Consider the following 13,594-nt stretch of genomic DNA (forward strand, 5'->3'; position numbering starts at 1 on the left):
TTTTGTCCTTTTCGTCTTTTTTTCACTTATGTCTTATACAGGCAAACAAATCCGCAAGTTAGTTCAGTGGGGGCTGATGGTTCTGCTGGTCATGGCTGGGATTGGGTGGGGAAGTGTTCGCGCCTATCGCGAACTGACTCGTGCCGAAACCGATAATTTGCCATTAACCTCCAGAGTTGAACCACAGCCCTTTACGCTGACCATTCCCTCGAAAGGTGAGCTGCAAGCGGTTGAATCAACGGCAGTTGTGGTGCCAAATGTCCCGATTGACGGGCCTCCGTTGCGGATTGCCACGATTGTATCCGAAGGGGTTTTCGTCAAAAAAGGCGATGTTTTGATTGAATTTGATCCAACTGAATTGCAATTGCTGGTGCGCGACAATCGGGCCGTGCTGGCCAGCGCCAACCAGAAAATCAACAAAGGTGAAATCACGGCTTCGATTGAGAAACAGGATCTGGTCAAAGAGCAGAAAATTGCGGAACTGGAATTACAAAAACTCAAAGAATTCCAGCCAAAAGATGCTGAAATCTTTACCCGCCGCCAGATTGTCGAAGCTGAAATTGATCGTGCCTATACAGAAAAACGAATTGCCTTTGCTGGTGTCCGGCTTCAACTCAAAGACAAAATCTACTCGCTCGAAGAAGCCATCCTGATGCTTGAACGCCAGCAGGCGGAAAACAAAATCAATGAAGTCGAAAAATCAATTACGTCGCTCAAACTGGTTTCGCCGGTTTCGGGAATCGTGGTTTACCCTGACCCAAGTATGATGTGGGGTGGGCCACTGCAGCCAGGCCGGGTGGTGTACCTCGGGATGCAACTCTGCACCGTGGTGAACCCAGAGCAGATGGAAGCCAAATGTTATGTCTTGGAAAAAGATGCCGGAGAGCTTAAACCCGACCAGCCGGTAACCGTGACACTCGATGCCTATCCCGACCGACACTATTCTGGAAAGATCAAAAACATTCATAAGCTGGCGCGGGCCATTGAGCGGGATTCACCAGTGAAATACTTTCAGGTGATTGTCGGATTGGATCAAACGGACCAGGCCGTGATGAAACCAGGGGTTAAACTCAAGGCTCACATTCAGGCCGGAGAACTGAAAAACGCGATTATTGTTCCCCGCAGTGCTTTGATCAAACGTGGGGCTGATTTTCTGGTGTATGTCGAATCACAAGCCGGGAAATTTGAACTGGCACCGGTCAAGCTTGGTCAGGGTGACCAGGTCAAAGTGGTCGTGACCGAAGGTCTGAAGCCTGGGCAGTTGATTGCGCTCAATCCGCCCGACATCAAGTACCGGTCTGATTCAAAACCCATCCCCAAAACTTGAGAATTAAATCGGATCCATAAGTTTTCCACACGGGATCCACAGGTTTTCCACAGATTTCAGCAAGTTTTCCACAGATTTCGGCAAGTTTTCCACAGGCACTCCTGAAAAGGGTGTGGCGTGCGGTGGCTTGACGTCGCTTGAGACCTCGAATTCCGAACCCTTATGTTGCGCTATTTCAGTGAAATCCGACTGGCCTTCAGCAATTTGCAAAGCCATAAGCTGCGCACGTTTTTAACCATGCTGGGAATGATTTTTGGCGTGGGCGCCGTCATTGCCATGCTTTCAATTGGTGCCGGTGCCGAACAGGAAAGCCTGCGGCTGATTGATACCATGGGAGTGCGCAATATCATCATCCGTGACCGGGAATTTAAAGACGAGGATTTAAAGAAAAACCGTGAGAACTCACTTGGCCTGTCACTGCGGGATGCCCAAAACATTGTAGCAGTGGCCCCCGATATTGAAATGCACGCCTGTAAAAAACGCGTGAAGACTTTTCAAATCTTTTCTTATCAAGGCAAAGCCGATAGTGCCAATGTGATTGGTGTGACGCCAGCCTATTTTCGGCTGGTCAAATATCAACTCTCCGAAGGAAATTTTCTGGCGGAGCTGGATGAACGCGAATTTGAACAGTATTGCGTGATTGGTTCACGAGTGAAACAAAAGCTCTTCAGTTCGATGTCTCCGATTGGACAGTTAATTAAAATCAACAACTTATGGTTTCGTGTAATTGGTGTTCTAGCCGACAACACGCTGACAAAAGATGAGTTTGAAGGCGTGAAGCTCCAGGATTTCAGCCAGGATATCTATATCCCGCTCTCAACCGCACTCAAGAAATTTGAACTCAAGAAGCTTGAATCAGAACTCGATGAAATCATTGTCTCGGTCAAAACAACCGATGCCATCAAGCCGAGTGCCGTGCTCATCAGTCAGATTCTGACCAGCACCCACGGTCAGGTTGAAGATTTTTCATTGATTGTCCCACGCGAGTTACTGGAGCAAAATCAGCGCACCCAGCGAATTTTCAACATTGTGATGAGTTGTATTGCCAGCATCTCGCTTTTGGTGGGTGGGATAGGCATTATGAACATTATGCTGGCCAACATCCTGGAACGAACTCGCGAAATTGGAGTCCGCCGGGCACTTGGGGCCCGCCAGCGTGATATCTGGATGCAGTTTTTGATCGAAGCGCTCACCATCAGCCTTCTTGGCGGAGCGATTGGGGTTGTATTTGGTTTTGGTGTATCACGGGTGGTCGCACTCTATGCTGAGTGGAGTACCGTGGTGACGACCACCTCAATTGGTCTTTCATTTGGTGTTTCGGCGGCAGTTGGATTGATCTTTGGAATTTATCCAGCCGTTCGGGCTTCGCGGTTAGACCCGGTTGAAGCCTTGCGATATGAATAGTTTAGAATTCAAGTTCTTGCTTGAAAATGGTTGACTGGCTCAATCTTTAATAAATCGGAAGACACTGATGAAAAACAGGATGGGAAAATTCAGTCTGGTGTTTGTGGTTGGCTGGTTTGTCAGTCAGGTCCTGCTGGTTTCAGCGATTCAAGAAAAATCGGCGTCACCTTCCGAAGAAACCACCAAAGCCAAAGTTGCACTTCAACAGGCGATTGAGGCACTCGGTGGAAAAGCTTTTGAAAGTGTGAAATCCGAGGTCTCCCGTGGTTTTTACATGCCCTATCAGGACGGGCAGCCCAACAACGCCGGCTTCTTTTCATTTGTGGATTATCTGGTGTACCCAGACAAAGAGCGAGTCGAGTTCAAAAATCGCAAACACCGGTTGATTCAGATCAACGTTGGCGACACCGGCTGGCGTTTTGATTCTGAAACCACCGGATTGAAAGACCAGACCCTAGACCAAATTACTCGATTTAAACAGGATTTGCGGTGTCAACTGGATATATTGCTGAAATTTGAGCAGTACCGTTCGGAGGTGCGATTTCGTTATGAAGCGCGTGTACCAGGTACCGTCAAATTTGAATATGCCGAAGCCGTGACCTTTTTGTTTCCAGACGGAGACCAGGCCCGACTTCTGATAGATCAAGCCACTCATCGTCCGCTGGCTGTGCAATACACCACACAATCACCCGACGGGAAAGCCATCAAACGCGAAAATCGTTTTCTGCAATACAAATCAATTGGCACCGTATGGGTGCCGTATGTGCTTGAGCAATATGTAGATGGAAAACCGCTCAACCGAATTACCTATGAGGAGCGCAAACTCAACACACCAGTTTCTGAAAAGTTATTTGTGAAGCCAGCCGATGCCAGACACCTGGACTAATGTGTTTGGGGTTGTTGAGCGAAAAACAAGAAATTATACCAGTCAGTAGTCAGTAGCTCATCAAGTCTATTTGATTGAACTACTTGACTGTTTCCTGGTACGAGCGCTTCAGTGCAAAATGGTATTACCTGCCTCCCGGTTACACCAGCGGACTGATTGAATTCTCCACATCTCTTCTTTTTGCAAATGAATACTTCTGAAACTGTATCTCCTAAAGTGCCACCAGTTTGGGCTGCCTGGATTGGACCAGTGTTGATTGGACTCAGTTTTCTAGCCCTGGTTCGCTGGAGCTGGCGCAAATGGCCTGATGTGTTTATTGATTATGGGATGGAACTTTACATCCCCTGGCAACTGTCACTTGGGAAAGTTCTTTATACTGATATCGCCTGGAAACATGGACCACTGGCACAGTATTTCAATGCGCTGTGTTTCCGTCTCGGCGGCGTTTCACTGACGATCCTGATTGTCGTGAATCTGATCCTGGTGGCAATTCTGACGGCACTCGTGTATCGCTTCTTTTTGCGTGCGGGAAGTCCGCTGACGGCGACAGCCGTTGCATTGGTGTTTCTCTCGGTATTTGCCTTTTCGCAATATATGCAGATGGGGAGCTTTAACTACGTCTGTCCCTATCTTTATGAACAGGTGTATGGGCTTTTCCTGGGCATTGTGATGCTGGTGGCACTGGCACGATATCTGAAGACGCCACATCCGCTATGGGCGCTCATTGCTGGGATGAGCCTTGGGTTAGTGGTCCTCACCAAAGCTGAATTGCTGGTGGCGGCGACGGCAGCGGCGGTGGTTGGGATTGGGCTGATTGGCATTACCCCAGAGCCGAAAAATCGCCGGGAGTTCCTGCACTTGATTGGCTATTTTATCGCCGGAATGCTTGCAAGTTTTGGGACGGCAGTTGGATTTCTCGCCCTTCAAATGCCGGTTGGTCAGGCTCTGGCTGGCGCTCTTGGAAACTGGGTGTACATTGGCGGAAACAATTTGCTCGGAGATGGTTTCTACAAATTTGTGACCGGGCTTGATGCACCAGTGGCCCATACGCTACGCATGCTCTGGCTGTGTTTTATGTTCGGTGGTTTTGTACTGGTGATTTTGGGGATTCAATCGGCGACCCGTGAGATTCAAAATCAGCGATTGCTGGTCTGTGTTGGGGTTGGGGTTGGGGTAATGCTGGTGGCGTTGGTGCCAAATCTGGTTGCCTGGCAGGAAGCCGGGCGAATCTTGCCGATAACCACAGCGACGATATTTTTGATTTTGCTAAAGGTTTGTTGGAAACATCGGGCTGAACGAACGCAACTTGAGATTTGGGTTCCACTGACGATCTGGGCCGCTTTTTCACTTGTGTTGCTGGCCAAAATGATCTTTCACGTGCGTGTCTATCATTATGGGTTTGTGCTGGCAATGCCAGCCACTCTGTTGCTGGTCGCTGTGTGTGTTGAATGGCTGCCCAAACTGGCCAGGGAACGAGTCGGAAACGGGGATGTGGTGCAGGCGGCAATGATTGGCTTACTCGTGGCTGGATGTCTGGCGCACCTGGATTGGTCCAATGAATTTTATCAGCACAAAACCTACATGGTCGGAAGCCAGGGCGACACGATGCTGACGTTTCCGGCAGAGATTGAGCCGATGGGGATAGTGCTTCATACAACGGCGAAATACCTTGAAACCATCGCGCCGCCAAATGCGACGGTGGCGGTGATGCCGCACGGTGTCACGCTCAACTACCTGCTTCGCCGACCAACTTCGACTCCATTCATTTCCTACTACCTCTTTGATCTCAAAACCTATGGCGGAGAAGCCGTCGCACTTGAGCGAGTAAAGCTGCATCCCCCTGATTTTATTGTGTTTCTCCACAATGGCGTTCCTGATTTTGATGTGACGTACTTTGGGGCAACACCACAATTTGGCCAGATTTTTTCAACCTGGATTCAGGAAAACTATGGTGAAGTCAAACAATTTGGAGCCCGCCCGTTTGTAGATCAAAATCCTGGTGTGGTGATTTTGAAGAAGAAAATGGGCTGAGCCAGTATCGGGCTGAAGACGTCGGGCTGAAGAATTGGTTTTATTTCATCCCTCATCCTTCACCCCTCATCCCTTGGATTGCCCCAAGCCCGACGTCTTCAGCCCGAAGTTTTCAGCCCGTCTTCTTCAGCAAATCGGTTTCAACCAGTTGATGAAGGTCTATCAAGTTTGCCTTTAACCGGGTCATCAGTGGGTGCAGGTACACGTCTGTTTCGATAAAGGGGACGTGCTGGCGTACAAAACCGTGGACTTTTTGGAGGATAGGGCTGGTTTTCAGCGGGTCGAGAAAATCAATTGCCTGGGCGGCGCCAAGCAGTTCCATTGCCAGAATGGATTCGACGTTTTCGACAATGGAGCGCAACTTGACGGCGCTGGTCATGCCCATTGAAACGTGATCTTCCTTGTTGGCCGAAGTCGGCAGGGAATCAACCGACGCCGGATGGGCAAGGATTTTGTTTTCAGCACACAGTGCCACGGCTGCCACCTGAACAATCATCAGTCCGGAATTCAAGCCGGGATGTTTGGCCAGAAATGCTGGATGCTCTGACAAATCAGGGTTGACCAGTCGTTCAAGGCGGCGTTCGGAAAGGCTGCCCAGTTCGGAGGCCGCCATTGCGGTGTAATCAAGTGCAAAGGCCACCGGTTCGCCATGGAAATTCCCACCAGAAATGACTTCACCCGTATCGGGAAACACCAGCGGGTTATCGGTGGCACTGTTGAATTCGATTTCAAGGACCTGCCGGGCATGGGCCAGGACATCACGCACCGCGCCGTGAACCTGCGGGATACACCGCAAGCTGTACGCATCCTGGACTCTACGACAGTCTTTGTGTGATTCACGAATGAGACTTCCTTCGAGCAACTGGCGAAATCTGGCGGCCACCTGTCCCTGACCGGCATGGGCGCGAACTGATTGAATTCGCGGATCAAACGCCACCAGCGTTCCACGCAGGGCATCAAGTGAAAGCGCGCCAATCACATCGGCAATGTCAGCCAGTTTTTCCAGTTTGCTCAAGGCCAACCCACCGACAGCAGCCATGGCCTGCGTGCCGTTGAGCAACGCGAGTCCTTCTTTGGCTTCCAGGACGAGTGGTTCAATTGCAGCCTGGCGCAACGCTTCGGCGGTAGGCATTCGGTGACCCTGATAAAAACATTCGCCTTCACCAATCGCGCCAAGGGCCAGATGTGACAGCGGCGCGAGATCACCACTGGCGCCAACCGATCCTTTTTCAGGAATCATGGGATGAACGCCCCGGTTGAGCATCTGAAGCAGCGTATCAATCACCACCGGACGCACACCGGAAAAGCCTTTGGCCAGAACATTTGCCCGCAATAAAAGCATGGCGCGGACTTCATCTTCCGGCAGCGGGTTTCCAATCCCGCAGCAGTGCGAGCGCACCAGATTGAGCTGGAGTGCGCGGAGGTCTTCCATCGGAATGGTAAAATCAGAGAGTTTGCCAAAACCAGTGTTGATGCCATACACCACACGACCAGTTTCGAGAATGTGCCGAACCACCTGATTGGCGGCTTCAACACGGGTTCGAGCTTCGGGGGAGAGCTCAACCGGTTCACGACCCTGAACGGCGCGAACCATTGCCTCAAGCGTCAACGAATGACCATCAATGAACATATGGATTTTTGCTTTGGGGACCTTTGGGAAAATATGAAAGAATGCGCGGCCCTTTTTATTCGTTCGATGGGCGCGATTCAACTGAATTTGCGCAAGGTCTGGAAATTGTGATGTTCTTCAAAAGTGGAATCAGTCAAACACAGTTCAGAACGGCAGGTGTCGTTGGGGTATGTGTTGTGGTCGGTTGTTTGTCTTCGGCCTGCACCAGTGACCCCAACTCATTGCAGCCTCCACCCGAACCTGAACCACAAATCCAAATTGTGCATGTCGAAGCAGTCCCACGTGAGATTCCAGAATCACTCAAGCCGATTTTTCAGCTTCGATGTGCGGAATGTCACGGCCCTGACGGACGTTCAGGGACTGGTGGCGACATTTTTAACGCCCGCCATCGCTCTGCAAAAAACTGGCAGCTTTTTTTGCGGCATCCACAACAGGCTGATCCAAAGAACACCATGCCTGCCGTGACAGGTCTCACCGACGAAGAGTATCGTTTGTTTGCCGACTGGCTTTCAAAAGTTTCGCGCACCAATCCCAAATTTGAACCAGGAAAGAAGTAGGGTTCCGGGTTCCGGGTTTTCGAATTTTATTGTTTGCACCTTTTCGATCATTTTTGTCAATCTTGTCATTTTTCACCCTGAACCCTGAACCCGAAATCAACAGGCTGTAAACGACCTGCCTCAATTCAACCACCGCTACGCGGTGAAAACTCTGCAACCAATTATTCTTCGAAAACCCTGAACCCTGAACCCTGAACCCTGAACCCTGAACCCTGAACCCTGAACCCTGAACCCTGAACCCTGAACCCTGAACCCTTGGTTTCTCTATGTTTTCTGCCAAATCACCATTCGCTTTCTCGTGCTTGATCTTGAGTTTGCTGGGGTTAATGACCAGCAACTTGATGAGTTGTGGCGGGTCAAACCCCACGGCTGAAACCAGTCCACCTGTATCTCAACCTCCGGTGACTGACATGGAAAAACCGTTCAAAGTTGAATTTGATGCCGAGCGGGCGTTTGAACACGTTCGGAAACAGGTCGAATTTGGACCCCGTCCGGCTGGATCACCGGCTGGAAAACAAACCCGTGATTATCTGGTTGAGCAACTCAAAAAAGTTGGGTTGAAGGTCACACTTGACTCATTTAAAACCGGGACGCCACTGATTCGCATGCCTTCGGTGGAAATGCACAATGTGATTGGCGAACTTCCGGGTGAGCGTGACGACGTCATCATTCTTGCCAGCCACTATGACACCAAGTACTTTGAAAACTTTCGGTTTGTCGGTGCCAATGATGGGGCTTCAAGTACCGGAGTATTGCTTGAACTGGCGCGAGTTCTGGCGGCTTTATCGCCTGCCGACCGTAAGATTCCGCAAACCCTGTGGTTTGTGTTCTTTGACGGAGAAGAAGCCTTTGCGAGCTGGTCCGGGACCGATCACACCTATGGCTCACGACATCTGGTCACAAAACTAAAAGCCGATGGAAAGCTTTCAAAGGTGAAAGGTTTGATTTTGCTGGATATGGTGGGAGATAAAGACCTGGTGATTCCTCGCGAAATGCAATCTTCGCCGTGGATGGCTGACGCCATTGTGGTTTCAGCTCAACAGCTTGGGTACGGAGCGCATTTCTCACGGGCAACCCACTACATTGACGACGACCACCTTCCGTTTCTGCAAGCCGGTATCCCTGCCATTGACCTCATTGATTTTGAATATGGCGGACCTGACAATCCATACTGGCACACTGAGGAAGACACCCTCGATAAAATCAGTCCAAAAAGCTTGAAGATTGTTGGTGATACGGTGCTGCATGCCCTGCCGAAGATTGCTGCGCAGGCACGATGACCCCGTGACAAGGTGACAAGGTGACAGGGTGACAAGGGGCATAATCGCCAAGATAAGAGGTTTTAGGCCCGAAGGGTCGTTGTGTAATAGCCGTGGTGCGAAGCCCACGGCTACTCGACCAGGACAAAGTGACAGGATGACAAGGTGACAGGGGATTTTTTTCATCCCTCATCCCTTGGTTTTGGCCCAGAACCCGGAACCCTACTGCTTAAAGAAGGAAGAAAGGAATGACGTACCAAAAGATTGCTGTGATTCCCGGTGATGGCATCGGGGTTGAAGTCACCCGTGAGGCGTTGCGTGTCCTTGAAGGTGTGACTGAAAAATTTGGCTTACCCCTTGTTTTTGAATCATTTGACTGGGGCGCCGACAAGTATCTGGCCGAAGGCGTGACGTTGCCCGAAGGGGCGGTCGAGATGTTTGAACGTGATTTTGCCGCGATTTTCACAGGTGCATTCGGTGATCCGCGCGTGCCAGACAACCGGCATGCGGCTGATATTCTGCTTGGATTGCGGTTCAAGCTTGATCTGTATATCAACTTGCGCCCGATTGTGTTGCTCAACGACTGGCTGACCCCACTCAAAGGGCGAGTACTGCAGGATCTCAACTTTGTGATTTTTCGCGAGAACACCGAAGGGCTTTATATCAACGCAGGCGGTGTGCTCAAACGTGGGACAGCCGATGAAGTCGCCATCCAGGAAGAAATCAACACCCGGCGTGGGGTTGAGCGGATTATCGTGGCCGCATTTGATTATGCCCGGAACCACGGTCGCACCAGAGTCACGCTGGCTGATAAATCAAACCTGTTGACTTACGGCCATGACCTCTGGCGTCGAACTTTTCGCGAAGTTGCCCTGCGCTACCCTGAAATTGATGCCAATGCTCAATATATTGACGCCATGGCGATGCTGATGATTACCAATCCAGAGCAGTACCAGGTGATTGTGACCAACAATTTGTTCGGAGACATTTTAACTGATCTTGGGGCTGGACTGGTTGGTGGTTTGGGGTTGGCGGCATCTGGAAATATTCATCCAGGGCGGGTTTCGCTCTTTGAACCGGTTCATGGCAGTGCGCCAACGATAGCTGGGAAAAACATCGCCAACCCGTTCGGGGCAATTTTGACCGCCGCCATGATGCTCGAATACCTGGGCCATCTTGATGCCTCACAAGCCGTTGAGCATGCCGTAATTGATTGCATTGCCCGTAACGAGGTGACGGTTGACATCGGTGGCACCCTCAGTACCAGCGAGGCTGGTGAAGCCGTGTTGAACTTGCTTCGAAACTGAAAAAACCAGAGCTTGGGGCTGAAGACTGAGGGTATTGAACCCGTTGTTTTCCGCTCCGAGCTTGCGAGTCTTCAGCTCTCAGCCCTCAGCCCTGGATCTTCGACAATTGCCCTTCGGTCAATAAGTTGGGAAAGCCAAGCTGGCGGAGTGCTTCATAGAGCACAATTGAAGCCGCGTTGGATAAATTGAGCGAACGAGCCTTCTCCAGCATTGGAATCCGAATCGCCGTTTCCAGATTGGCTTCGATTAACTCTTCCGGCAAGCCTCTGGTTTCTCTGCCAAAAACCAAAAAATCTCCAGCCTGGTAGCTCACGTCGGCATAGGTGCGTCTGGCTTTGGTCGAAGCAAAGAAAAAACGTCCCTGTGGAAAGGTTTCCTGGACTTGAGCAAAATTGTCGTAGTACTGCACGTTGAGCGCATCCCAGTAATCAAGTCCTGCCCTCCGTAACTGCTTGCTATCAACTGAAAACCCAAGTGGCCGTACCAGATGCAGTGAAGCACCGGTGCAAACACAGGTGCGCGAGATATTTCCGGTATTGGTATGAATTTCTGGTTCAACAAGAACAATGTTCAGCATATGAATGAAGAATGAAGAATGAAGAATGAAGGCAGATAAGGTATCATACCAATTTGTAGTGGAATCTCCCTATGAGAAAACAGTCAAGTGATTCAACCAGATGACCTTAGTGAACTACTGACTACTGACTACAACCTTATCGTTCGTTCTCAATTCTTCATTCTTCATTCTTCATTTCAAGGAGATCAGGCATGACACAGGTACTCAATTCCAGCCTTCCCCAAGAAAACATGCTTGCTATTCGGAGCGAAACCAACAAGCGTGACAACAACGAAGACAGCTTTGTGGCGCTGTCTTTTCAAATTGGCATTGATGGACCTCCAGTCACTGTGCTGGCTGTGGCTGATGGAATGGGTGGCTATGCTCATGGTGAAATCATCAGCCGCGATGCGCTCAAAAAATACACCACGACATTGTTTAGCAATCTGGCTGTTGACCACTGTTTAAATGTTGTGTCACCTCGTGCGCTCACGGCTGGGACCATTTCAGAAGCAGTTTTGGCGTCAATTGAAGAAACCAATAGCTTTGTGGTGAAAATGATCAATGAGAACGGCTGGGGAAAAGCTGGTTCAACGATTGTGACGGCTGTGATTTGGGAAAACTGGGTTGTGGCCATGAACTTAGGCGACAGCCCGCTGTTTCATTACCAGCCTCGCACCCGTGCTTTTACCAAAATTACTGAAGATCATTCGGTTGCAGCCGCTCTGGCACGTGCTGGGGTCATTTCACCAGATATGATTCAGGCGCACGAGGGCCGGAGTCAACTCCAGTATTTCCTTGGCGGAACAGCTTTTCCGCGTAACTATGAACCGATTGTCTTTCGCCTGGAACCTGACGACATGTTGTTGCTTTGTTCTGATGGAATCTGCGGCAAAGTTTCAGAGCAGGCGCTGGCTGAAATCGTGGGGCAACGAAATCTGCATTTAGGATTGATTGCCGACAAGCTGGTTCACGCCAGTGAAGAAACCGGTGAAACCGACAATCAGACGTTGATTTTATGGCGCTGTCCCTTTGCCGAACCTGTTATTCCGGGAGGTGGGCAAACGATGGTGCTTGGTTCGCCACGTGTGGAAGACGATACCGAATAATACCATTTAGGGCTAAGGGCTGAGGGAAGTACATATTTTCCAACTGTTTAGCTTTTTGAAACCACAATCAGGTCATTCCAAATAGTATAAGCTGGATATTCCGCTCTCAGGTGTGTGTAAGAAAAAATGAAGACAACCGATGTAATTGTGATTGGTGGTGGGGTCATTGGTCTGGCGATTGGTCGTGCGCTACGACAAGCTGGTCTCCAGGTGACGCTCTTTGAACGCAATGACCAGCCCGGTGGCGAAGCTTCCTGGGCCGCCGCCGGAATGCTGGCACCCCAATCAGAAGCGACGGGGCCAGGGGCGATGCTTGATTTGTGCCTGGCCAGCCGGGCACTCTATCCTCAACTGGCCGGGTGTTTGCGCGAAGAAACCGGAATTGATATCGAACTGCGGCAGGAAGGGACACTCTTGCCTTCGTTTTCAGCCGATCAGCATTGCCAACTGCAGGCTTTTGTTAGCTGGCAGCAATCTGCCGGGTTGCGGGCTTCTCTGATTTCCGCCGCTGAAGCCTTTGAACGTGAACCACGTCTTTCACCCAAACTGGTCGAAGCCGTCTGGCTGCCTGACGACTGGCAGGTTGATAACCGCCGCCTGACGCGTGCGCTGATTACGGCTGCCTATCTGGCCGGAGTTGATATCCGCTGCAATGCTGGAAGTGTTCGGCTCCTGGTTGAAAACAATCGGGTGAAAGGGGTTGAGGTAGGATTGGATCGCTGGTCAGCACCGGTGGTCATTAACGCCGCAGGCAGTTGGGCCGCCCAGATGCCTGCCGAATTACTCCGCTTGCCCAGGGCCAGCGTGCGACCGATTCGAGGGCAAATGCTGGCTCTAGAGATGCAACCTCCGACACTCTTGCGGCACGTAATCCGATCTGAAGCGGCATACCTTGTCCCCCGGCGCGATGGACGGCTGGTGGTCGGCGCCACGGTTGAAGATACCGGGTTTGCCAAACACGTGACTGCCGGCGGGGTGATGGCGTTGCTCAACGGCGTGGTTGAAACGGTTCCGGCGCTGGCTGATTGTGCCTTGATTGAAACCTGGGCCGGGCTGAGACCGCTGGCTGAAGACCAATTGCCAATTCTTGGGGCCACCGACGTTTCCGGGTTACTCTGTGCCACCGGGCATTATCGAAATGGAATTTTACTCACGCCGATTACTGCTGCGGTGATGACGTCACTGGTAACTGGCACTGTACCGGCGATTGATCTGACGCCATTTTCACCACAGCGATTTCAGTAAAACCAGAGAAAAAGTCCAGTACTTCAAAGAGATACAAGGAATAATACCATTTTGGGCTGGGGGTATCGGGCTAAGGGCTAAGGGAAATACAACTTTTTCAATAGTTTAGCCTCGCCGTAATACGAAGACTTCACTCCAAAGTGGTATAAACTTCGAAAGCCCTCAGCCCTCAGCCCTCAGCCCTCAGCCCTCAGCCCTCAGCCCTCAGCCCTCAGCCCTCAGCCCTCAGCCCTCAGCCCTCAGCCCTCAGCCCTCAGCCCTCAGCCCTCAGCCCTCAGCCCTC

Annotated in this window: 11 protein-coding genes; 9 read left to right on the forward strand and 2 right to left on the reverse strand. The window is 50.8% G+C overall.

Annotated features, from left to right (window positions below):
- Positions 1 to 28: 28 nt before the first annotated feature.
- The 4 genes from HY774_26765 (at position 29) to HY774_26780 (ending at position 5,648) form a co-directional block, all read left to right on the forward strand.
- Positions 29 to 1,327 (forward strand): HlyD family efflux transporter periplasmic adaptor subunit, encoded by a 1,299-nt coding sequence (locus HY774_26765; GenBank protein MBI4752107.1) that lies wholly within the window; start codon positions 29 to 31, stop codon positions 1,325 to 1,327.
- 162 nt (positions 1,328 to 1,489) lie between these two features.
- Entirely contained in the window at positions 1,490 to 2,731 is a 1,242-nt protein-coding gene (locus tag HY774_26770; GenBank protein ID MBI4752108.1) for an ABC transporter permease, read from the forward strand.
- A gap of 67 nt (positions 2,732 to 2,798) precedes the next feature.
- A complete protein-coding gene (locus HY774_26775) occupies positions 2,799 to 3,617 on the forward strand; it encodes a hypothetical protein (GenBank protein MBI4752109.1) in 819 nt (272 codons plus the stop codon).
- Positions 3,618 to 3,833: 216 nt separating this feature from the next.
- On the forward strand, positions 3,834 to 5,648 hold the full coding sequence (locus HY774_26780; GenBank protein MBI4752110.1) for a glycosyltransferase family 39 protein: 1,815 nt from the start codon (positions 3,834 to 3,836) through the stop codon (positions 5,646 to 5,648).
- Positions 5,649 to 5,760: 112 nt separating this feature from the next.
- On the opposite strand, the gene hutH is transcribed toward HY774_26780, so the two are convergent.
- The gene (hutH, locus tag HY774_26785) at positions 5,761 to 7,278 is read right to left on the reverse strand and encodes a histidine ammonia-lyase (GenBank protein MBI4752111.1); all 1,518 of its coding nucleotides are present in this window, start codon (positions 7,276 to 7,278) and stop codon (positions 5,761 to 5,763) included.
- A 41-nt stretch (positions 7,279 to 7,319) separates the two neighbouring features.
- On the opposite strand from hutH, the gene HY774_26790 reads away from it, so the two are divergent.
- From HY774_26790 to HY774_26800, 3 genes are all read left to right on the forward strand, one after another.
- A complete protein-coding gene (locus tag HY774_26790) occupies positions 7,320 to 7,835 on the forward strand; it encodes a hypothetical protein (GenBank protein ID MBI4752112.1) in 516 nt (171 codons plus the stop codon).
- 266 nt (positions 7,836 to 8,101) lie between these two features.
- Positions 8,102 to 9,115 carry a M28 family peptidase gene (locus HY774_26795; GenBank protein MBI4752113.1) on the forward strand — a complete coding sequence of 338 codons (1,014 nt, stop codon included), beginning with the start codon at positions 8,102 to 8,104 and terminating at the stop codon, positions 9,113 to 9,115.
- Positions 9,116 to 9,342: 227 nt separating this feature from the next.
- Positions 9,343 to 10,401: an isocitrate/isopropylmalate dehydrogenase family protein gene (locus tag HY774_26800; GenBank protein ID MBI4752114.1), complete on the forward strand. Its 1,059-nt coding sequence runs from the start codon at positions 9,343 to 9,345 to the stop codon at positions 10,399 to 10,401.
- A gap of 85 nt (positions 10,402 to 10,486) precedes the next feature.
- On the opposite strand, the gene HY774_26805 is transcribed toward HY774_26800, so the two are convergent.
- The gene (locus HY774_26805; GenBank protein MBI4752115.1) at positions 10,487 to 10,978 is read right to left on the reverse strand and encodes a tRNA (cytidine(34)-2'-O)-methyltransferase; all 492 of its coding nucleotides are present in this window, start codon (positions 10,976 to 10,978) and stop codon (positions 10,487 to 10,489) included.
- 191 nt (positions 10,979 to 11,169) lie between these two features.
- On the opposite strand from HY774_26805, the gene HY774_26810 reads away from it, so the two are divergent.
- Complete coding sequence (locus tag HY774_26810; GenBank protein ID MBI4752116.1) at positions 11,170 to 12,066, forward strand: serine/threonine-protein phosphatase; 897 nt, start codon at positions 11,170 to 11,172, stop codon at positions 12,064 to 12,066.
- A gap of 126 nt (positions 12,067 to 12,192) precedes the next feature.
- On the forward strand, positions 12,193 to 13,311 hold the full coding sequence (thiO, locus tag HY774_26815) for a glycine oxidase ThiO (protein MBI4752117.1): 1,119 nt from the start codon (positions 12,193 to 12,195) through the stop codon (positions 13,309 to 13,311).
- The last annotated feature ends 283 nt before the right edge of the window (positions 13,312 to 13,594 follow it).

The organism is Acidobacteriota bacterium, assembly GCA_016208495.1.
Classification (GTDB): domain Bacteria; phylum Acidobacteriota; class Blastocatellia; order Chloracidobacteriales; family Chloracidobacteriaceae; genus JACQXX01.

Coding starts and splice junctions, on each gene's coding strand:
- HY774_26765 (MBI4752107.1), top strand. CDS start 29: ATGTCTTATACAGGCAAACAAATCCGCAAGTTAGTTCAGTGGGGGCTG.
- HY774_26770 (MBI4752108.1), top strand. CDS start 1,490: ATGTTGCGCTATTTCAGTGAAATCCGACTGGCCTTCAGCAATTTGCAA.
- HY774_26810 (MBI4752116.1), top strand. CDS start 11,170: ATGACACAGGTACTCAATTCCAGCCTTCCCCAAGAAAACATGCTTGCT.
- HY774_26805 (MBI4752115.1), bottom strand. CDS start 10,978: ATGCTGAACATTGTTCTTGTTGAACCAGAAATTCATACCAATACCGGA.
- HY774_26790 (MBI4752112.1), top strand. CDS start 7,320: ATGCGCGGCCCTTTTTATTCGTTCGATGGGCGCGATTCAACTGAATTT.
- HY774_26800 (MBI4752114.1), top strand. CDS start 9,343: ATGACGTACCAAAAGATTGCTGTGATTCCCGGTGATGGCATCGGGGTT.
- thiO (MBI4752117.1), top strand. CDS start 12,193: ATGAAGACAACCGATGTAATTGTGATTGGTGGTGGGGTCATTGGTCTG.
- hutH (MBI4752111.1), bottom strand. CDS start 7,278: ATGTTCATTGATGGTCATTCGTTGACGCTTGAGGCAATGGTTCGCGCC.
- HY774_26795 (MBI4752113.1), top strand. CDS start 8,102: ATGTTTTCTGCCAAATCACCATTCGCTTTCTCGTGCTTGATCTTGAGT.
- HY774_26775 (MBI4752109.1), top strand. CDS start 2,799: ATGAAAAACAGGATGGGAAAATTCAGTCTGGTGTTTGTGGTTGGCTGG.